This is a genomic window from Peptococcus simiae (genome assembly GCF_046097595.1).
GTDB lineage: Bacteria > Bacillota > Peptococcia > Peptococcales > Peptococcaceae > Peptococcus > Peptococcus simiae.
Genome location: NZ_JBJUVG010000004.1, coordinates 65,864 through 87,078 on the forward strand (window position 1 = coordinate 65,864; position 21,215 = coordinate 87,078).

General features: G+C 52.7%; 16 protein-coding genes, 2 tRNA genes and 1 CRISPR repeat array. Of the genes, 14 read left to right on the forward strand and 4 right to left on the reverse strand.

The window, feature by feature from the left end:
* The first annotated feature begins 5 nt into the window (after positions 1–5).
* The 8 genes from casB (at position 6) to ACKQTC_RS04225 (ending at position 11,190) form a co-directional block, all read left to right on the forward strand.
* Entirely contained in the window at positions 6–641 is a 636-nt protein-coding gene (gene casB, locus ACKQTC_RS04190) for a type I-E CRISPR-associated protein Cse2/CasB (protein ID WP_408977181.1), read from the forward strand.
* Positions 634–1,710, forward strand: coding sequence for a type I-E CRISPR-associated protein Cas7/Cse4/CasC (gene cas7e, locus ACKQTC_RS04195; RefSeq protein WP_408977182.1), 1,077 nt, complete (start codon positions 634–636; stop codon positions 1,708–1,710). The genes casB and cas7e overlap by 8 nt, the downstream gene beginning before the upstream one ends.
* A 13-nt stretch (positions 1,711–1,723) precedes the next feature.
* Entirely contained in the window at positions 1,724–2,431 is a 708-nt protein-coding gene (cas5e, locus tag ACKQTC_RS04200; RefSeq protein ID WP_408977183.1) for a type I-E CRISPR-associated protein Cas5/CasD, read from the forward strand.
* 1 nt (position 2,432) lies between these two features.
* Positions 2,433–3,068 (forward strand): type I-E CRISPR-associated protein Cas6/Cse3/CasE, encoded by a 636-nt coding sequence (gene cas6e, locus ACKQTC_RS04205; protein WP_408977184.1) that lies wholly within the window; start codon positions 2,433–2,435, stop codon positions 3,066–3,068.
* A gap of 3 nt (positions 3,069–3,071) precedes the next feature.
* The gene (cas1e, locus tag ACKQTC_RS04210; protein ID WP_408977185.1) at positions 3,072–4,016 is read left to right on the forward strand and encodes a type I-E CRISPR-associated endonuclease Cas1e; all 945 of its coding nucleotides are present in this window, start codon (positions 3,072–3,074) and stop codon (positions 4,014–4,016) included.
* A complete protein-coding gene (cas2e, locus tag ACKQTC_RS04215; RefSeq protein WP_408977186.1) occupies positions 3,985–4,920 on the forward strand; it encodes a type I-E CRISPR-associated endoribonuclease Cas2e in 936 nt (311 codons plus the stop codon). The genes cas1e and cas2e overlap by 32 nt, the downstream gene beginning before the upstream one ends.
* Before the next feature lie 29 nt (positions 4,921–4,949).
* Positions 4,950–8,027: a CRISPR direct-repeat array (repeat unit 28 nt; unit sequence GTCTTTCCCGCACACGCGGGGGTGATCC).
* A 662-nt stretch (positions 8,028–8,689) separates the two neighbouring features.
* Entirely contained in the window at positions 8,690–9,001 is a 312-nt protein-coding gene (locus tag ACKQTC_RS04220) for a hypothetical protein (protein ID WP_408977187.1), read from the forward strand.
* 842 nt (positions 9,002–9,843) lie between these two features.
* Complete coding sequence (locus tag ACKQTC_RS04225; protein WP_408977188.1) at positions 9,844–11,190, forward strand: MATE family efflux transporter; 1,347 nt, start codon at positions 9,844–9,846, stop codon at positions 11,188–11,190.
* 23 nt (positions 11,191–11,213) lie between these two features.
* Here ACKQTC_RS04225 and mprF read toward each other — a convergent pair whose 3' ends face one another.
* Positions 11,214–13,844 (reverse strand): bifunctional lysylphosphatidylglycerol flippase/synthetase MprF, encoded by a 2,631-nt coding sequence (mprF, locus tag ACKQTC_RS04230; protein ID WP_408977189.1) that lies wholly within the window; start codon positions 13,842–13,844, stop codon positions 11,214–11,216.
* Positions 13,845–13,955: 111 nt separating this feature from the next.
* On the opposite strand from mprF, the gene ACKQTC_RS04235 reads away from it, so the two are divergent.
* Complete coding sequence (locus ACKQTC_RS04235) at positions 13,956–15,050, forward strand: iron-containing alcohol dehydrogenase family protein (protein ID WP_408977190.1); 1,095 nt, start codon at positions 13,956–13,958, stop codon at positions 15,048–15,050.
* Positions 15,051–15,113: 63 nt separating this feature from the next.
* Here ACKQTC_RS04235 and ndk read toward each other — a convergent pair whose 3' ends face one another.
* The 3 genes from ndk to ACKQTC_RS04250 form a co-directional block, all read right to left on the reverse strand.
* Positions 15,114–15,515 (reverse strand): nucleoside-diphosphate kinase, encoded by a 402-nt coding sequence (ndk, locus tag ACKQTC_RS04240; protein ID WP_408977191.1) that lies wholly within the window; start codon positions 15,513–15,515, stop codon positions 15,114–15,116.
* Positions 15,516–15,717: 202 nt separating this feature from the next.
* Positions 15,718–16,356, reverse strand: coding sequence for a uracil phosphoribosyltransferase (gene upp, locus ACKQTC_RS04245; RefSeq protein ID WP_408977192.1), 639 nt, complete (start codon positions 16,354–16,356; stop codon positions 15,718–15,720).
* A 10-nt stretch (positions 16,357–16,366) separates the two neighbouring features.
* Positions 16,367–17,602: a serine hydroxymethyltransferase gene (locus ACKQTC_RS04250; protein ID WP_408977193.1), complete on the reverse strand. Its 1,236-nt coding sequence runs from the start codon at positions 17,600–17,602 to the stop codon at positions 16,367–16,369.
* 277 nt (positions 17,603–17,879) lie between these two features.
* Here ACKQTC_RS04250 and ACKQTC_RS04255 point away from each other — a divergent pair.
* The 5 genes from ACKQTC_RS04255 (at position 17,880) to disA (ending at position 21,194) form a co-directional block, all read left to right on the forward strand.
* Positions 17,880–17,952 (forward strand) — tRNA-Thr (locus tag ACKQTC_RS04255).
* A gap of 4 nt (positions 17,953–17,956) precedes the next feature.
* Positions 17,957–18,029: transfer RNA gene (locus ACKQTC_RS04260), tRNA-Thr, on the forward strand.
* A gap of 278 nt (positions 18,030–18,307) precedes the next feature.
* Positions 18,308–18,544, forward strand: coding sequence for a helix-turn-helix domain-containing protein (locus ACKQTC_RS04265; protein ID WP_091791516.1), 237 nt, complete (start codon positions 18,308–18,310; stop codon positions 18,542–18,544).
* Positions 18,545–18,720: 176 nt separating this feature from the next.
* Positions 18,721–20,103, forward strand: coding sequence for a DNA repair protein RadA (gene radA / locus ACKQTC_RS04270; RefSeq protein WP_408977194.1), 1,383 nt, complete (start codon positions 18,721–18,723; stop codon positions 20,101–20,103).
* The gene (gene disA / locus ACKQTC_RS04275; RefSeq protein WP_408977195.1) at positions 20,100–21,194 is read left to right on the forward strand and encodes a DNA integrity scanning diadenylate cyclase DisA; all 1,095 of its coding nucleotides are present in this window, start codon (positions 20,100–20,102) and stop codon (positions 21,192–21,194) included. Before radA ends, disA begins: the two co-directional genes overlap by 4 nt.
* Positions 21,195–21,215: the final 21 nt, after the last annotated feature.

Below are 21,215 nucleotides of genomic sequence, written 5' to 3' on the forward strand. Positions count from 1 at the left end.
GAACCATGAGCGAAGCAAAGAAACAATTGCCAAGTGTAGCCGGGGTAACAGCTGCTATCTTACATGAAATCAGCTCAAGCTTAGGCAGTTCAGCCACCAAGGCCACCCTAGCCGCTCTTCGGCACTCTATTGGTAAAGAGGCCAGTGCCAGTATTGATATTTGGCCCCTGCTTTTCGAAAAGCTACCGGAAGCCTATATTGGCCGGGGACGGGCCCTCTCTCATGAGGAACGGACAATTTTAAACACCCTCCAGCTTTATGCCCTCCATCAGCAGGGCAATGACCAGTCTGTATGGCTGGAACAAGAGACCAAAGACCGGGAAAACACTGGTCACGGAAAGGGAAAAAAGCAACGCAATAATATAGGTGATGCCCTAAAACTTTTACGCCGGGGTGATGATTCCCTAGCGGTCGACCGGCGCTTTAATGCCCTGGTAACGTCCACAGACTATGATGAACTCATCCATCATTTGCGGCAAATGGTTAAACTGCTCCGGGCAAAGAAAGATGGAAAAATTGACTATCCGGCCTTGGCATCAGACCTTTACTGGTTTAGCAGGGGGTACGAAGAATCGGTCCGGCTCAACTGGTCTCGCCATTATTACCGTTTTGAAACGAAAGGACAGGAAAACAATGACTAATACAAAACGCTTATTTTTAGATATCCACGCCCTGCAAACCCTTCCGCCCTCTAATGTCAACCGGGATGATACCGGCAGCCCGAAAACAGCCCAATACGGCGGCGTCAGACGGGCCCGGGTCAGCTCCCAAAGCTGGAAAAGAGCCATCCGTCTCTATTTCAAAGAATTTGGGGATACAGCCAATGTTGGTGTCCGGACCCTGGATATTGTCAACTACTTAGCGGATAAAATCATAGCCCTCAGCCCTTCTAAAAGTCGGGAAGAGGCCATGACCCTAGCTGAAGCCACTTTTAAATCAGCCGGCGTCAGCACCAAAGATCAACGAGCCAAAGCCTTGTTCTTTTTAGGCGACAAGCAGGCTGAACAGCTGGCCCAGGCTGCCCTAGCCGGTGAAAGCGATAAAAAGGCCCTCCAGGCCATCTTATCTATGAATCCGGCCATCGATATCGCCCTCTTTGGCCGCATGGTTGCCGATGACCCCTCCCTGAATGAAGACGCCTCTGCCCAGGTGGCCCATGCCATCTCCACCCATGGCATCCAAAGCGAATTTGACTTCTTCACCGGGGTAGATGACCGCCAAAAAGAAGATAACGCCGGGGCCGGCATGCTGGGAACCATTGAATTCAACTCTTCTACCCTCTACCGGTATGCCAATGTAGCTGTCCATGAATTTATTCAGCAAATAGGTGACCAGGAAGCAGCAGCCAAGGCCTTAAATCTATTCATCGAAGCCTTTGTTAAGAGCATGCCCACCGGTAAAGCCAATACCTTTGCCAATCAAACCCTGCCCCAGGCCGTTGTCGTTACCCTGCGTACTGATCGGCCGGTGAACCTGGTCAGTGCCTTTGAAAAACCGGTCCGGTCCGGAGAAGGCTTTGCCCAGGCCTCTGCCCACAAGTTAGAAGAAGAATTTAAAAAAGTGGAAAGCTTTGTCCAACCGCCCTTGGCCAGTATGTATGTAGCGCCCGGGCTGGAAGAAGAACTTGCCGATTTAGGGCAGGGAGAAGAAAGCCTAACAAAACTTCAGGATGAGGTTTATAACCAAGTCATGCAAGTCTCTTTTGAGTAACAGGTGATGCCTTGTGAAAACCATATTACTAAAGTGCGCCGGCCCCTTGCAGGCCTGGGGTACCGCTTCTTACTTTGAAAGCCGGATGACGGACCTTTACCCCTCGAAAAGTGCCATCATCGGTCTTTTGGCTGCCTGCTGCGGTTTTAGGCGGGATGAGGATGCTGAAATCCAGAAACTGAATGACCTGAATTTTGCCGTCCGGGTTGACCGGCAGGGGACCCTCTTGCGGGACTACCATATCGCCCAAAAATATAAAAATAGTGGAGCATTCGATCGTACCTACGTGACGAACAGGTACTACCTGCAAGACGCCATCTTTATTGTTTCCCTAGCCCATGATGACGAACATTTGCTGGACCGGCTGGTCGAGGCAATTAAGGCTCCCTATTTTCAACCCTTTATGGGTCGTCGGTCCTTGCCGGTGCCTGCAGACTTCCTGATAGGGACTTTTGAGGGAAGCCCCTTGGAAGTCTTAGAGACCTATCCGGCCCAGGGTCTTGTCTCTGTCGCTGGCGAAACCCATAAAACGCTCACTGTTTATGCAGATGCTCAGCTATGCGCCGATCAGCATGGCCACCAGTGGCGCCAGGATGTTCCCCTGTCCTTTAACCAGAAAAATAGACAGTTCGGTTATCGGTTGGAAGGGAAAACCCGTCTTACCGTCCCTATCCGGCAGGCGGCTACTGAGCATGACGCCTTTGGGGCGATTGGAGGTTAGCATGTACCTATCGCGTGTTGAAATTGATCTGAATAATCGCCAAAAAATGCGGGACTTGACCCACCTGGGCGCTTACCACAACTGGGTTGAAGAGAGCTTCCCTGCCGAAATGGCTAGTGGAGACCGGTCACGTAAACTGTGGCGAGTAGATACCTTAAATGACCGCCAGTATTTACTATTGGTTAGCCAAACAGCGCCGGACTTACAGGCCTTGGAGAAATACGGCCTGCCGGGTACGGCGGAAACAAAATCCTATGATGATTTTTTAGCCAGTCTAAAAGCCGGCCAACGAGCCCGCTTTCGTGTTACCTTAAACCCGGTGATGTCAAAGAGCAACCGGGCTCAAGGCCGGGGACGAGTTATGCCCCATGTCACCGCAGACCAACAAGCGGCCTTCTTATTGGCTCGGGCAGAAAAGAATGGCTTTAACTTGGAACAGGATGCCTTTACCATCGTTGAGCGGGGCTACGGCCTTTTGCGTAAAAAACATGAACGGCCCCTTCGCCTGATAAAAACCGTCTATGAAGGCGTGCTCACCATCACAGATGCCGACCAATTTCGCCAAACCCTTACAGAGGGCTTTGGTAAGAAAAAGGCCTATGGTTTTGGCATGATGACCATCATTCCCCTGGACTGACCCATGGATAAAAAATTCGGGGCAAAAAAGACAGACTTACCGGAGCTCCCCCGGATTGGGGACCGGGTTAGCTTCATTTATGTCGAACACGCTAAGATTAACCGTCAAGATAGCGCCATTACCGTATTGGACGCCCGGGGAACCATCCGGATTCCCGTCGCTATTATAGGTGTTCTTCTCCTCGGCCCCGGGACAGATATTAGTCACCGGGCCGTGGAGCTGATTGGGGATGCCGGGACCAGCCTGATCTGGGTTGGCGAACGAGGCGTCCGCTACTATGCCCATGGGCGGTCTCTAGCCCATTCCACCCGATTTTTAGAAAAACAAGCAGCTCTGGTTTCTAATACCCGGTCGCGCCTGGCTGTAGCACGGAAGATGTACCAGATGCGGTTTCCAAATGAAGACGTATCCCAGCTGACCATGCAGCAGCTACGCGGTAGGGAAGGGGCTCGGGTACGTCGTGTTTATCGCGAGCAGGCAAAAACCTGGCAAGTCCACTGGGATAAACGGGAATATAATCCGGATGACTATGATGCCAGTACCCCGGTGAATAAAGCCCTATCTTCTGCTAATGTAGCCTTGTATGGCGTTGTTCATAGCATTATCGTTGCCTTAGGCTGCTCTCCCGGCTTAGGATTTGTCCATACCGGCCATGATAAATCCCTCGTATATGATATAGCCGACCTTTATAAAGCAGAACTGACCATACCCATTGCCTTCCAGGCCGCTGCTGAGTGCGGAGAAGAAGATGACATTGGCCGGATGGTTCGCCTGCGTGTTCGTGATGCAGTCGCTGACGGCAAACTGATGATGCGTATCGTCCATGATATTCAGTACCTTCTGGATGTTGCACCTACAGACGAAATTGATATTGACATCATTCACCTCTGGGATGATAAAGAAGAACTTGTTAGGTATGGCATCAATTACTCTGAAAGGAATGATTAACCTGCCTCTGACGGTTATTACTCTAACCAATCCCCCGGCATCCCTGCGTGGTGACCTGTCCAAATGGATGCAGGAAATTGCTACTGGTGTATATGTTGGTAATTTTAATGCCCGGATCCGTGAAAAAATCTGGGCTAGAGTTATCGAGAACATCGGCAAAGGGGAAGCAACACTCAGTTACAGCTGTCGGAATGAAATAGGTTACCGCTTTGACACCTGGCAAACCAATCGCTCCGTCATTGACTGTGATGGTATCCCTTTAGTTCTGTTACCCCAAAAGGCCGAAGGCCGGACAAGTGACGATGCATTGGCCCCGGGATTTAGTACAGCCTCCAAGTATCATAAAGCAGTGCGGTTCAGTTCATCCGGGAAAAATAAGGCGACGAGCAATCAGTCTTATGTAGTCATTGACCTGGAAACCAGTGGCCTAGATTATAGAAAACATGCTATTATTGAAATAGCCGCTATAAAAGTTGAAAATAATAGCTGCCTTGAGTATTCTGTCTTGGTAGATCCTGAACTAAAACTACCTGATGATATTGTCCAGCTGACAGGTATTGATGATGACCTGCTCCAGCGTGAAGGGAAACCTTTATGTGAGGTTTTAAAGCAGTTCAATACATTTGTTGAGGACCTGCCTCTAGTGGGCTATAATGTAAAGTTTGACATCCAATTTTTGCAAGCCGCTTTGAAAAAATGTGATCTGCCCATATTGAATAATAAGAGCATAGACGTCCAAAAATATGTAAAAAAAGAAAAACCGCTATTAAGTCGGTATACCCTACAAAGTGCCCTTCTCGCTTATGACCTAAAGGAAACAGTGAAACACCGGGCTTTAGATGACGCACGCATGACCTACCAACTAGCGACTAAAGTGAATGGATTTAGGGATCAAGTAAAATAAAAAAGGCTATAGACTGGGATCTTTTAACTGTCTTTCCCGCACACGCGGGGGTGATCCTAAAGCTAAGCAAATTACTAGATTTTAGTCTAAGTCTTTCCCGCACACGCGGGGGTGATCCTATTTTAGCATACATCAGGAAATAGATTTAACGGTCTTTCCCGCACACGCGGGGGTGATCCTTGGGCATTAAAGGCCGTCTTTAGGACAGTATCGTCTTTCCCGCACACGCGGGGGTGATCCCTTCCAGTTGTAACAATAAAAAAATAGCCCCCAGTCTTTCCCGCACACGCGGGGGTGATCCCCCCTGCCACCTTATAGGCGGCCTGAATTTTGGGTCTTTCCCGCACACGCGGGGGTGATCCCGGATTAAGGGCTTCCTATCCAAGACGGAAGACGTCTTTCCCGCACACGCGGGGGTGATCCTGTGATCATGACGTTTGCCCAGCAGCCCGAGTAGTCTTTCCCGCACACGCGGGGGTGATCCTGTTAATTTTTTGATTGAGATGCAATCGTGCGAGTCTTTCCCGCACACGCGGGGGTGATCCCGGGCAGGTTGACCCCCCGACAGGCAGAAGTGCGTCTTTCCCGCACACGCGGGGGTGATCCCCAGTCCTCGTCGCCATCTGCTGCGTCTCCGTCGTCTTTCCCGCACACGCGGGGGTGATCCTCGGTATTTACCGAGCTAGAGGCCGACCGGGACGTCTTTCCCGCACACGCGGGGGTGATCCCCCGGCCGCTGAACAAAGCCGGCCATCCGGCGAGTCTTTCCCGCACACGCGGGGGTGATCCCGGGCTATCAACCCGGCTAACGCCGACTATAGCGTCTTTCCCGCACACGCGGGGGTGATCCTTTTAGCCCTTTTTAGGGCTATTTTAGGCGGTCGTCTTTCCCGCACACGCGGGGGTGATCCCCACGATGGGCTGCGTGTATCCATCCTCCTCGAGTCTTTCCCGCACACGCGGGGGTGATCCTACCACTTGCATTTTGGTCACCTCGCTTTCATGGTCTTTCCCGCACACGCGGGGGTGATCCCGTCATGGTGACATTCTACCCCTACGATACCGCGTCTTTCCCGCACACGCGGGGGTGATCCTCCAAGATGTTGGGACAGTGATTACGAAACAGTGTCTTTCCCGCACACGCGGGGGTGATCCTGCGACCCCGCTGCACCCTCTTAATCGTTCCCCGTCTTTCCCGCACACGCGGGGGTGATCCTGCCCCTTGGTCCGATGTGGACAGGCCGTGCTGGTCTTTCCCGCACACGCGGGGGTGATCCCCCACCCGCCTTTTGCAGATCAGCTCCAGGTAGGTCTTTCCCGCACACGCGGGGGTGATCCCCGTGTCCTTGTCCGCCTCCCCTTCAACCGGCGGTCTTTCCCGCACACGCGGGGGTGATCCTCTCCCAGCCGTTTTCCAGCTCCTCGCTAATGCGTCTTTCCCGCACACGCGGGGGTGATCCCACCTTCTACTTATGCTATTGTTAAATAGGACAGTCTTTCCCGCACACGCGGGGGTGATCCCTTTAATCAAGCAGTTAATGGTTTCTTTTTGCCGTCTTTCCCGCACACGCGGGGGTGATCCTTGCATGGCCGCTTCTTCGGCCACCATGTCTGTGTCTTTCCCGCACACGCGGGGGTGATCCTGAAATCAAGATAGAGATAGGGAAACAAATCAAGTCTTTCCCGCACACGCGGGGGTGATCCCTCCTTTCTTATCTGCCTCTTCCGCTTCTTTATGTCTTTCCCGCACACGCGGGGGTGATCCCTTAATCGAGCAATACGACTTAAGGCAATATGAGTCTTTCCCGCACACGCGGGGGTGATCCCTCTCCTTGTTCCTCAGGCAGCTGATAATCCGCGTCTTTCCCGCACACGCGGGGGTGATCCCCACGATGGGCTGCGTGTATCCATCCTCCTCGAGTCTTTCCCGCACACGCGGGGGTGATCCCCATGAGTTTTCCCGCAGCTGGGAGGAATTTGAGTCTTTCCCGCACACGCGGGGGTGATCCTTGTCGCTGGCATAAGGGGCCAGGATTTCAAGTGTCTTTCCCGCACACGCGGGGGTGATCCTCATACTAGCCGGATGGCTTGACGGGTGGGTGTGTCTTTCCCGCACACGCGGGGGTGATCCCTATGAAGTTAGTAGGAATTGCAGACTTTTTAGGTCTTTCCCGCACACGCGGGGGTGATCCCAAATTCCCTTTTGTGTCAACCCCATGAAGCGTGTCTTTCCCGCACACGCGGGGGTGATCCTTCGACATATGGGATTATGAAAGACCCTAATAAGTCTTTCCCGCACACGCGGGGGTGATCCCTATCTTTAGCATTCTTCAGCAACGACCTAAAGGTCTTTCCCGCACACGCGGGGGTGATCCCTAGACGTGAAACGTCCCAATGGTGGCAAGAAAGTCTTTCCCGCACACGCGGGGGTGATCCCCACAGAGACGGCCAGGGCCAAGGAAAACGCAGGTCTTTCCCGCACACGCGGGGGTGATCCTTTGCGTATGCGCTCAGCATCTCGCTCGGTGATGTCTTTCCCGCACACGCGGGGGTGATCCTCACAACCCCCAGGGCCGCCACAATGAGAAGGAGTCTTTCCCGCACACGCGGGGGTGATCCCTCTTCATCAAGCATGGGGTAAACTGACACATTGTCTTTCCCGCACACGCGGGGGTGATCCTAGGTCCCGCTTCACCTTGAAGACCCTGGCCTGGTCTTTCCCGCACACGCGGGGGTGATCCCTGTTAAAGGGGAGCTCCTCATCTGCAGAACTAGTCTTTCCCGCACACGCGGGGGTGATCCTATCTCTCAAATGGCTGGTGAGCTGGGTTTAAAGTCTTTCCCGCACACGCGGGGGTGATCCTAAGCAACGAGCCAAAGAAAAATACACCCCGAAGTCTTTCCCGCACACGCGGGGGTGATCCTGGTCAAGTATCGGTTAGGCATATCCAGCTTATGTCTTTCCCGCACACGCGGGGGTGATCCTAGACATGAGTCTAAAGTATCCGCATCCGATGAGTCTTTCCCGCACACGCGGGGGTGATCCCGGACCGCTTGGCCGTCATTGTAGAGGTGGAGTGTCTTTCCCGCACACGCGGGGGTGATCCACCATCGGTATGGTAGAAAGGATATATCTGGCCGAAAGATATTAACAGTTTCAGAAAGACGGTATATTGCAAATCTAATAGAGCACGCAGATTAAAACTAAGTAAGGGGCTTTCAAAATGGATAAGGTTCCTGGAGTGGATGATTATGAGCGGATGAGGAAAGGTAAGGAAGCAACTTGTTGACGGTGCGGCAAGGGGACTTATGAAGCTTATAACAGATCTCCTGATAAGACTCATCTTTATATATGTAATAATTGTGGAGATTGTGCCATGATTGAAGCCACAGATTTGGTTGAGCAACAGGTTGGCGAGGATGCTCAAAGAAGTAGCAAGCTTTAAATACGAATCGGTTAATTAAATTCTCTTAAATGCTGTCATTGCTCGTACTTCCAGAATTCAGGATTAACGAAGGAGTAGGATAGCAAGAATGTATTTATATAGGTGAAAAATAGGGGAATTTTATACAAAAAAATGAGCATATAAAAGGGTATAATCTCTGCAAGCTATCCCAAGGATGATGGATGGCATAGAGGAATTGTCAAAAATCTTGCAAGAAAATAAAGTATCTGCTCATTATTTAAGTAAGAAAAATAAGCTAAACAACTTATCCGCTAGACTTAATATGAACTAGGGAGATGTGAACTTAGGAAAAGAGTGATGATATGCGGGATTTCGAAGTACTAGAGAAGTTTTGCTTGGATATGAATTATAAGTTTATTTACAACGATTACACAGGCGAAGTTGTTATTAGAACGATTAATGATAGCTGGAAAGTTGAGCAGGTATACGATTTTAATTGTAAGAGAAAATATAGACTTTATCACATGGGCGATTTGGGAAAGCCGAGATGGCATAGACAGTTAAAGGATAAACTTCGTGTTCAGCAGATTTGCTGCTATATTCAAAAGCACGATACCAAGTATTTTCGCCAAGGTGGTATTACCTATACGAAGGTTGTAGAGGTAGGAGGGTGATGTTCCCTAGGCTGGTCATGATTGGATTTGCCGGTTCCTTTAGCCGTAATGCATAATGGGTTATAAATAATCTTTTTGTCGTACTGTTGCTTTGTCATACAAAAGCCATATAGTCAAAGGCCCGCTTTCTTGTTATTAAGAAAGCGGGCCTTTGATGTTTGCAGATAAGCAGGTGATAAGCAGATATTGAGGTGGTCTTAAGTTAGGCTAGAATGGAAAGGCACCGCGGAAGATTATTTTTTATATAAAATTTCAAAATTGGATCACATAAAAGTTGCCGTCGGCTTGATTGACAAGCAGCCAGCTCGCAGACAAAACCGTCCCTCATCCGGTTAAGCCGGATTAGGGTGACTCCAAAAGTTGGGCTAGAGAGATAAGCATATCTTTTATACTTGTCTCTCTTTTTATTTGCCTAAGGGGTAGTCCTTAGGCCACCTGTTTTTTACGATATTCTAGGGAAGCCTTCTACACCTAAAGTTTTGTAAGCGTTCATCCAAGTTCTTGCTGGATTTGAAATGATATTTTTTAGCTAATCGATCCACCCAATCGTGCCGGAAAGATATTCTGTGGCGACTTTTATTTTAAATTCCAAACTATATTTTTGCCATGCAAATACTCTCTAAAGTTAGATTTTTTGATCCAACTTGGGGGCAGTTCAGGAGGAAGTTTTTTGGGGCAGTTTTTTAGTGATGCTTTAGCCGGCGGGTCGGGATAAGGAGCGGAGTCCTTTACGGGCACTTTACTTGACAAGGAAAAAAATCCCCTTTAAGATGAAAGCACAACAGTGGCTGCCCTTTTTGTCGTAAGTGGCGGTTTTATTTTTTTGCTTGAGGAGGGATTCGGTGGAAGTCAAGGGGCTGAGACGGGACTTTACTCATTATGTCAGTTTGAATGCCATTGCCATGCTGGGCTTTTCTTTTTATGTATTGGCAGACACTTTTTTCATTGCCTATTACATCGGGGCGGATGGCCTGGCGGCCCTGTCCCTGGCCCTGCCGGTTTTTTACATTGCCATCAATGGGCCGGGGATTTTACTGGGGATAGGGTCAGCGGCACTTTTTTCTATTTCTATTGGCAAGCGGCAATTCAAGCGGGCCAGCCAGTACAGCCAAACGGCTCTGGCCACTGGGGTGATTTATGCCCTGGCCCTGACGGCCTTGTTCTGGCTCTTCCGGGATGAGGTCTGCCGGCTCATGGGGGCCGAGGGGCAAATTTTCTACTATGTGCGGGACTACCTCTCCTACCTGGTGACCTTTACCCTGGCCTTTGTCCTCTTCCAGGTGTTCCTGGCCACCCTCCGCAATGACGGGAGCCCCCGGATTGCCATGGTGGCTATGCTGGTGGGGAACCTGGTGAATACGGTTTTTGACTGGTTTCTGATGGGCCCTCTGGATATGGGCCTGGACGGGGCGGCCTTGGCCACCGGGGCCTCGCCCTTGAGTTCGCTTTTGGTGGTGGTCATCCACTTTTTCAAGGATGACCGCTACCTGTCCCTGCGGCCCTTTAAGCCGGATTTCAGCCTCTTGCCGGCCATTGCCCGGACGGGCCTGCCGGCCTTTATAACCGATGCCTCGAATGGGGTATCGACCTATGCCTTTAACCGGATGATCCTCTTTATTGCCAATGCCCTGGCGGTTTCGGCTTACAGCATTATTTTGAATACGGCCTTGGTCATCGTTTATATCCTGACGGGGATTGCCCAGGGGGTCCAGCCGCTCCTGTCCCTTTACTTTGGCCGCGGCGAGCCGGATGCTGTCCGGCGGTTATGGCAGTGGGCCATCCGGACCATGCTGGTAGCTTCCGTTTGTATTGTCGTCGTGGGTGAGGTCTTTGCACCGGCGATTGTATCCCTCTTTAATACCCAGGGGGATGCGGCCCTCCAGGCCCTGGCGACGCCGGGGATGCGCTATTACTACCTGGCCTTTATTCCTATGGCCTTGAATATTTTAGCGGTCAATGCCCTGGCGGCAGTGACCGATGCCAGGTCCTCGGTGATTCTTTCCCTTTGCCGGGCCCTGGTCTTCCCCATTCCTGTGGTGATTATTTTAGGCAATGCCTTCCACCTCACCGGGGTCTGGTTAACGATTCCTTTAGCAGAAGGCCTGACCTTCCTGGTCTTCCTGGTTTTGTACCGGCACAGCCGGTTGGCCCAAGGCAAAAGCGTGCCCGTCACTCAGTCCTTAGAGTGAGGGGCACGCTTTTTTGTGTGCTTTTATGAGGCGAAGGGGTCTGTCGGGGTGTCGCCCAGGGCACGGGACTGGAAGCCTTCGGTTTGGTCGGTTGTTGAGCTGTAGTTGATGAGCAGGACCAGGTAGAGGAGGATGGTGGCCAGCTGGGCACTGTCCGGGTAAACCAGGAAGACCGGGGTCCAGTTGGGGCGAAATTTACTCTTGTACCGGTGGAGGCCGCTAAAGGAGTAAATGCTGGTACTGAACTGGTAGGCGGTCCGGATGAGTTTGTCCCGGCGGCCTGAATAGCGGCCGGTGCCGACATTGGCCAGGGGGGAGCTGCCCAGGTCGAAGGACCGGTAGCCGGCCTCCTTGGCCCATTCGAAGAGGCCGATGAAGAGCATGTCCATGACCCCATCAGCGGCTGTCTTGCTATAGCGCATGAGATCGATGGAGAGGGTGCCATCGCCATAGTCCGGGACCTCGCTGGCAAAGGCTTGGACCCGGCCGCTGGCGTCACAGAGTTCGAAGATGGCGCTCTTTTGGAGGTAGGCCGGGTCGAAGCTGCCCAGGGAAAAGTGTAATTCATGGCGGCTGCCCAGCCATTCATCGGAAATTTTCTGCCAGAGGGCCAGTTGCTCCAGGCTGTGGGGCGGGGTGGTCCGGCGGAGGTAGAAGCCTTCCTTTTCCATGACCGACCGGGTATGGCGGAGGCCCCGGTTCTTTTTCCCGGATAGGGTAAAGCTGGTCAGGTCGACGGTCGCATTTTCACCCAGCTTTAAGAAGCGGAAGCCTTCATTAATGTATTCGGTCAGGTAGCGGGCTCCGGTACTGTAGAAGGAGACCATCATGCCCAGGTCATCGGCCTGGAGGATGAGCTCGGAAATGGCGTCGTCTACATCCGCCGGTTCGCCGATGGGGTCGCCCAGGACAAAGATATGGTTCTTGTAGGGCCGGTAGAGCATACAGACGGTGCCGCTTGAGGCAAAAAAGACCATGGTGTCCCTCATATAGAAGAGGTGGCCGAAGGGGCCGGCCCCATATTGGTCCACCAGGGCCTCAAAGCGGGCCTGGTCGTCCGGGCCTGGGGGCGTAAAGGTCAAATACCGCCGGCGGGTCGCCAGGGTGGCCAGGGTAATGGCCAATAGCAGGAGGAAGAAAATCACTGCCCCGGGCACAAAGGCGCCTTCATAGAGGAGGCTATTGATAAAGGGCCGGTGGAGGACCTGCTCCCAGATGACCATAAAGAGGGTGTAGCTGGCCATGACCAGGATGAGCCCCACGCTCAGCTTGATGATCAGAGGCCTGCTGACCGGAATAGAGGGTTGGGTAAAGAGGGGCCGGGCCAGGATCAGGACCACAATAAAGAAGAGGAGGATGGCGGCCAGAATAATGTCCAGCCCCACCAGGAGGCTGGTCACCATCCCGAAGAGCAGGACCCAGATGGCGACGGTATTGGCGTGTCGCAGGCGGAGGTCAATGCCCCGGGCCACAATAATGAGCAGGATGCCCAGGAGGATGGTTGCCCCCCGGGAGAAGAGGGCCAGGCTGAGGGGCATCAATTGGGCCAGGACATGGATCCGCCAAAAAAGCGTCGGCAAGACCGCCGAAAAGAGGAGGAGAAGGCCACAAAAGGCAATCCCCACACTGAGCATTCGCGGCAGGATGTCCAGGACCCGTAAGAAGAGGGCCGGGTTCAGCCGGTTGGTCAGGACCTGGATAATGAGGGTGAAGAGGGCGATGAGCCAGGGCAGGAGGGTGTAAATGAGTCTTTCTGCCAAGAGGGCCATGACCACTTCGGAAGGGCTGTGGCCCAGGCCGGCAAAAAGGGCCAGGACTGTGGCGTCAAAAGTGCCCAGGCCCCCGGGGACCATGGAGAGGATCCCGATAATGGTTGCCACCGTATAGACCAGGATGCCCTGGCTGACCGGAATAGACCTGGCAAAATAGTGGAGGACAAAGGAAAAGTAGAGGCTGGCAACCAGCCATTCCCCGGCAGAGAGGAGGAGGGTCTCCAGCCGCATCTTCCGGGAGAGAAAGGCCAGGGGGGACCGGTTATGGCGTAAAACCGGCAGCTGGTCCCCAAATAAGTAGAGGGGGCAGAGGGCGAATAAAATCAGGCAAAAGGGCAGGTAGGTGATTTTACCCAGACTGACCAGGGCAAAGGAGGCCGGCAGGGCCATCATAAAAAGGCCCAGGAGGGTAGAGGCCAGGATGCCGGCCGATAACTGGTAGGCCTGGTCTTCGTCGGCGCCGGCAGCGGTATAGAGCTTGAGCCGCAAGGCCCCGCCGGTCAGGCCGGCAAAGCCGACAAAGTTATTAAAGCTCTGGGCAATCCAGCCAATGGAAAAGATCCGCCACTTGGCCAGGTCCAGCTTAAAGTAGCGGGCAAAGAGCAGGTCATAGAGGGCGCAGCAGCTAAAGGCTGCCAGGCCGCCGGCAATGAGGACCAGCCAATCCCTAAAGGCCAGCCGGCTGACCATGTGCTCAATATCCCGCATATTGATTTGCTTTATTTCATCCTTTAAGGTAAAAAAAATCACGACCATAAAAAATAAGGCTAGGGCGATTTGTAGGGGTGTTCTGTATTTATTTAAGAAGTCTTTCAAATTTTTTATCCATATTTGTCTAGGCAAAACATTTCCTCCTTTTTTCATATTATACAAGCTAGCCATCAAATTATAAATCACAGATTTTGTAACAAAACTTGTCAGATAATTCCATCTGATGTATAGTAAAAATAGGTTGATGGATACAGAAGATGAAGGCGTATAGGAGGCCTAAGTATGGAAACAACGAGTGTATTTTTACCAAACTTCACAATCGGTGGTGCTGATGTCTATAAAAAGGTACCGGAGATTGCCGGTCCTTATGGGAAAAAGGCAACGCTCATTGGCGGGAAAACCGCTTTGGAAAAGGCGGAAAAGGCCATTGGCGAGGCCCTGGCAGGCAGCCCTATAGAGGTCCTCGGTTCCCTTTGGTATGGGGGTGAGGCCACAGAGGCCCATGTGGAAAGGCTCATGGCAGAGCCCCTGGTCAAGGAGGCAGATATGCTCTTTGCCGTTGGCGGCGGTCGGGCCATGGATACCGTCAAGGTCGTCGGTGACCGTTTAGGGAAGCCGGTCTTTACCTTCCCAACCATTGCTTCCAACTGTGCCCCGGTGACCAAGGTCTGCGTCTTTTATCACGATGACCACACCATGCAGGGCCTGATTTTTGTCCAGACCCCGCCCAAGCATACCTTTATCAATACCCAGATCATCGCTGAAGCGCCAAATAAATATATTTGGGCCGGCATTGGCGATGCACTGTCCAAGCAATACGAATCCTCCTTCTCTTCCCGGGGCCTGACCCTGGCCCATTCTGACCAGGTGGGGGTAGACATCGGCCATAACTGTGCCGGCCCCCTGCTCAAGTATGGGAAGGAGGCCATGGATGATGCCAAGGCCAGTCGGACCAGCCAGGCCCTGGCAGAAGTGGTCTTGAATATCATTGTGACCACCGGGTTGGTCTCCGTCTTTGTTAAAAATGATTTTAACTCGGCCGTAGCCCATGCCATCTACTACGGGGCCACCTTCTTACCGGCCCCGGCCAATGGTCAGGTCCGTCTCCATGGCCAGCTGGTGGCCTATGGGACACTAATCCAGCTCCTGGTGGACCAAGACCGGGAAAACTTCGAAAAGGTCTATGCCTTAAACCGGTCCATTGACCTGCCGGTTTGCCTGGCTGATATCTGGGTGGATACACCGGAAATGAAAGAGCAGATGATTGACCATGCCCTGGAACAAAATGACCTTAAGGTGGTCCCCTTTGAAGTGACCCGGGACCTCTTGAGCCAGGCTATCGATGACCTGGAAGCCTACCATAAAAGCCAGGCTTAAGACGGATATATGCCATACAAAAGGCCCTTTCTATCTTGGGATAGAGAGGGCCTTTTGTCGGCTTTAGAGGGTGAATATATTGGCAATTTCCCGGTCGGCATTTTCAGGGCTGTCCGCCCCGTGAATGATATTTTCAGAAACCGTCAGGCCGTAGTCGCCGCGGATGGTGCCCGGAGCGGCTTTAAGGGGGTCAGTGGCCCCGATTAAGGCCCGGCTGGCTGCGACCGCATTGGGCCCTTCTAAAATCATGGGGACCACCGGGCCTGATGTGATGAACTGGATTAGGTCGTCATAAAAGTCCTTGCCCTGGTGCTCTGCATAATGCCTTGCTGCCTGGTCGGCGGTCAGGGTCACCAGCTTTAGGTCTACCAGCCGGAGGCCCTTGCACTCAAAACGGCTGATGATGTCCCCAATGCAGCCCCGCCGGACCCCGTCCGGTTTAACCATACAAAATGTGCGTTCCATACCATCATCCTTTCCTGGATAATTATCCGGGCCTTGGCCGGACCTACTTAGGCCGAGCCGTACCCTTCTTATTTTGTATCATAGCTAAAGGCTGCCGATCCTGCAAGAGGGCGCTTGCAGGACCGGCACCTTAGCGGCTACAAACAAGCCCCTCTTGCTGGTTGATCCAACAAAAGGGGCAGGTATACTTGTCTATTGCGGCTTAGTCGGCGTCTACGGTGCCAAAGATGCGGTCGCCAGCATCGCCCAAACCGGGTACGATGTAGCCATGCTCATTGAGCACCGGATCTTTTTCGGCCAGATAAACCCGGACATCCGGATGGGCCTCATGAACTTTTTGCAGGCCTTGGTCGGTACCTAGGATAGCGGCAAAGGTAATATCTGTAGCGCCCTGGCTTTTTAAGAAGTCAATGGCATTACAGGCTGAGCCGCCGGTGGCCAGCATGGGGTCCAAAACAATGACATGAGCCTCGGTAACATGTCCCGGTAGTTTATGGTAATAGGGCTCAGGCTCTAGGGTCTCTTCATTACGGGCCATGCCGATATGGCCGACAGAGGCGCTCGGCAGCACAAACTGGAAACCCTCCAGCATGCCCAGCCCGGCCCGTAAAATAGGCACCAGAACCACTGACCGTTCAGCCAGGCGTTTACACTCGGTGGTGGCCAGGGGGGTCTCAACGGTGGTTGTGACCAGAGGAAAGTCCCGGCTGATTTCATAGGCCATTAGCATGGCAATTTCGTTAACGATTTGACGAAATTGGGGGGTAGAGGTAGTCTTATCCCGTAAGAAAGAGATTTTGTGGTGAATCAGGGGGTGGTCAAAAATATGTGTGAAGCCCATCAAATCCTCCTTAGTTATATAAGGGGAAGCGGTCCGTTAGGTCTTTTACCAGGCGTTCTGCTGCCGCATCATCTTTGTCAATCAGTGCTAGTTTCATAATTTCGGCAATCTGTTCCATTTCTTTTTCACCCATGCCGCGGGTGGTAACAGCCGGGGTCCCAATGCGTAAACCGCTGGTAACCATGGGCTTTTCAGTATCGAAGGGGATGCCGTTTTTATTGGTGGTGACGCCCAGGTTGTCTAAGATGGCCTCAGCTTCCTTACCGGTCATACCGACAGCCTTGGTGTCAATTAACATGAGGTGGGTATCGGTGCCGCCGGAAACCAGGCGGAAGCCTTTTTCGGTTAAAGACTTGGCCAGGGTTTGGGCATTATCAACCACCTGTTGCATGTAGGTTTTGAATTCCGGTTTCAGTGCTTCGCCGAAAGCAGCAGCCTTGGCTGCAATCACGTGCATTAAGGGGCCGCCCTGTAAGCCGGGGAAAATAGCCTTGTCAATGGCCTTGGCCAGTTCTTCCTTGCAGAGGATTAAACCGCCACGGGGCCCGCGTAAGGTTTTGTGGGTGGTAGAGGTGACGACATCCGCATAGGGGACCGGGCTTTGGTGTAAGCCGCAGGCCACCAGGCCGGCAATGTGGGCCATGTCGACCATGAATAGGGCGTCGACTTCTTTGGCCACCTTGCTGATTCGTTCAAAGTCAATTTCCCGGGGATAAGCGGAAGCACCGGCAACGATGAGTTTCGGTTTCACTTCTTTAGCCACTTTTTCCAGGGCATCATAGTCAATACATTCGGTTTCCTTATCGACGCCGTATTCGGCAAAGTTAAAGTAGGTCCCGCTGATATTGACAGGGCTCCCGTGGGTTAAGTGACCGCCGTGGGCCAGGTTCATCCCAAGCACTTGGTCGCCCGGTTTTAAGAGGGCAAAGTAGACGCCTAGGTTAGCGTTGGCCCCACTGTGGGGTTGGACATTGGCATGTTCAGCGCCGAAGAGTTCTTTCAACCGGTCACGGGCCAGGTCCTCAACGACGTCCACGTGCTCACAACCGCCATAGTAGCGCTTGCCGGGGTAACCTTCAGCGTACTTGTTGGTCAGGACAGAGCCTTGGGCAGCCATAACCGCCCGACTGGTGAAGTTTTCGGAGGCGATTAGCTCAATCTTGTTCTGTTGACGCTTTTCTTCCGCGTCAATGGCATCTGCCAGGGCAGGGTCTGCCGGACGCACATACTTATCAATATAATCCATGTGTAATCCCCCTCTTTTCAATGTGAGTAGTTTCATGTAAAACTGGCAATATTATATCTGATTTAAGAAGTTATTGCAATAGTCTAATAATGGAAGTAAGGGCAGACAATCTTTATTTTTTGGTCTGGCTGCGGGCGGCTCTTCCGAACCCTTTTTAGACCGGTGCTTTTAGCCGTTTTTGGCGGATTTGAGAGGGGTTCTTAATTGAAAAGATTATATAAAATTTACGTCATTTTAGCTTGCAAAAAATAGGGCCTTTTGCTATACTGAGTCGTACGCCGATATAGCTCAATTGGTAGAGCAGCTGATTTGTAATCAGCAGGTTGCGGGTTCGAGTCCCATTGTCGGCTTAGTGCTGATGTGGCTCAGTTGGTAGAGCAGCTGATTCGTAATCAGCAGGTCGCCGGTTCAAGTCCGGCCATCAGCTTTAGGCCTCGGTCGAGAGGCCTATTTCTTATGTTTAAAAATAATTGATTGAATTTATGCAATTATTTATAACATTAGGTATGAAATAAGGATATTTTTAGATAATAAATGAAAATTTTGAGAGTTTGGTATTATATATAGCGCTTGAATAGTACTTGACGATATCTAATTGATGGGGCATAATATTCAAATGAGAACATAAAGAACGACCTTCAAACCCACAGCAAACCATCTCTATGGGGCTGTAAAAATAATAAGAATACTTAGGGGGAATAGACCATGACTAATGAATCCATCTATGAAACCAAGCAAGCGCTGGTACACGAGATTTTGAAAACCAGACGCGAGCGCAATATGACTCAGAAGAATATTGAGGCGGCTTGTGGTGTCAAACAGCCGGTCATTGCACGCATGGAGCGCGGCTTAACCGACCCCCAACTAACGACCATCTTAAAGGTATTGGCCCCGCTAGGTAAAACTTTGGCTATTGTCCCCCTGGATGTTGACGAGGACTAATTCATATCTTTATACTATTATTACAATCGCGGACCATGGTGTCTGCGATTTTTTTATAGCTATTTATAGTTAAAATCTTTGTGGGCATTCATTGACGAAAAGCCCGTCGGCGTTGTGTTTGAGGCCCATATCTATTACAATAGTTAAAGGACTATTCAGACTTAAGGAGGGGTCAGATGGCAAAACGAAAATCGATATATGTCTGCCAGGAATGTGGCCATCACTCCCCTCAATGGCTGGGGAAGTGTCCGGGCTGTGGCGCCTGGGATAGCCTGGTGGAAGAAGTGCCGGTGGCTGCACCGACCAAAAACCAGGCTGCCCGGTTGACCCCACCCGGCCTGGGGACCGACCGGGCCCCGCAGGCAGAGCCCCTATCGGCTATTGACAGTAGCCAGCTGGCCCGGATTGGGACCGGGTCCCAGGAATTGGACCGGGTCTTAGGCGGTGGTCTGGTGCCGGGGGCCCTCATCCTCTTGGCCGGGGACCCGGGGATTGGGAAATCGACGCTTACCATGCAGCTCATGGCCGGCGTCCACCTGGATGGGCCGGTGCTCTACATCTCCGGGGAAGAGTCCCGGGGACAGATCAAGTCTCGGGCCAATCGGCTGGGGGCTGACGGGGATAAGATCTACCTCCTGACGGCCAACCAGATGGACCTCATTGAGGATTATATCGACCGGATCCAGCCAAAGCTGATTGTTTTGGACTCGGTTCAGACGGTCTATGACCCGGAATTGACATCAGCCCTCGGGACCGTTAGTCAGCTCCGTCAGGTGGCCACCCGGAGCATGGGCTGGGCTAAGGGGCGGGGGATCCCGACGGTTTTAATCGGCCATGTGACCAAGGACGGTAGTGTTGCCGGGCCCCGGGTCATGGAGCATATGGTCGATGCGGTTCTCTATTTTGAAGGGGACCGTCACTCCCAGTACCGGATCCTCCGGGCCTTCAAGAACCGGTTCGGGGCCAGCCATGAAATTGGCCTTTTTGATATGACCCGGGCCGGTCTGGCCGAGGTGCCCAACCCCTCGGCGGCCTTTTTGGCTGAGCGGCCGAAAAATGCAGCCGGCTCGGCGGTGACCGCCACCATGGAGGGTAACCGGCCGATTTTATTAGAGGTTCAGGCCCTGGTGGCCTCGACGGTCTTCGGCTATCCCCAGCGGAAGACCACCGGGGTGGATAATGCCCGAGCCCTGATGCTCATGGCTGTCCTGGAAAAGCGGCTGGGCCTGGCCTTAAGTAAGGAAGATGTCTACCTGAATGTCGTTGGTGGCCTGCGGATTGGGGAACCGGCTGCAGACCTGGGCATTGCCCTGGCCATCGTATCCGCCTTTGACAACCGCCCCCTGCCGGAAGATGTGCTTTTCCTCGCTGAGGTCGGCCTGACAGGTGAACTGCGGCGGGTCAGCCAGCTTTCCCGGCGGCTCCAGGAGGCGGCCCAAATGGGCTTTCGGCGGGCTGTCGTTGCAGCCGGCAGCCGGGTAGACGATGTGGATATAGAACTCATCAGTTGTAATAAACTATCCCAAGCGGTAGAAAAAGTATGGGGGGTGCTTATATGACCAAACAGAGTAATATTAGCGAAATCCTGGAAATGGTTCGCATAACGGCCCCGGGTACCCGGCTCCGGGAGGGGCTGGATAACGTTTTACGGGCCAATACCGGGGGGCTCATTATTGTCGGAGACTATGAAAAGGTATCGGCCCTGGCGGAAGGCGGCTTTCACATCAATGCCCCCTATACGCCGGCCCACCTCTATGAGCTGGCCAAGATGGACGGGGCCATCCTGCTGTCCAAGGACTGCACCAAAATCTTCAGTGCCAACTGCCACTTAAATCCGGACCCGGGTACGCCTTCGTCAGAAACGGGGATTCGCCACCGGACCGCCGAGCAGACCGCCCGGCAGACCGGGGAGCTGGTTATTTCCATTTCTCAGCGGCGGCAGCTGATTACCCTCTATCGAGGCAGCCAGCGCTATGTCCTCCGGGAGAGTGCCAGCCTCTTGAATACGGCCACCCAGGCGATTGAGGCCCTGGAAAAATACAAGAATGCTCTGGATGAGGCCTTTGTCCGCCTGTCCCTGGAAGAATTTGACGATATGGTCAGCCTGGCCGATGTGGTTCAGGTGGTCCAACGGGCCGAGATGCTGAAGCGGGTTGACAATGAGCTGACCCTCTACATTGCCGAGCTGGGTACCGAAGGCCGGTTGGTCAGCATGCAGGCCGAAGAGCTCATGAGCAATGTGGACTTTGACGAGCGGATGGCTCTGAGAGACTACCTGGTTTTTGATGAAGACAGCCCGGAGGCAGACCAGGTCAACACAGCCCTGGAAAGACTGGGCCGCCTGTCCAGCGAAGACCTCTTAGACGGCGACCGGTTGGCGGGTATCTTAGGCTATACCGGCTACAGCGACAAGGAACGGCGAAACCAGCTCTATTCCCGGGGCTACCGGATGCTGCATAAGATTCCCCGGCTGCCCTCATCGATTATCGATAATGTAGTGGAAACCTTCCTGAACCTGAACCGGATCACCAAGGCCAGCATCGAGGACTTAGATGAAGTTGAAGGCATTGGACCGGCCCGGGCCCAGCAGATTTCTACCGGTTTGGACCGGCTGCGGACCCAGACCATTATGGACAGCCACTGGTTCTAGGCTCAGGCCGGTTACCGGTGG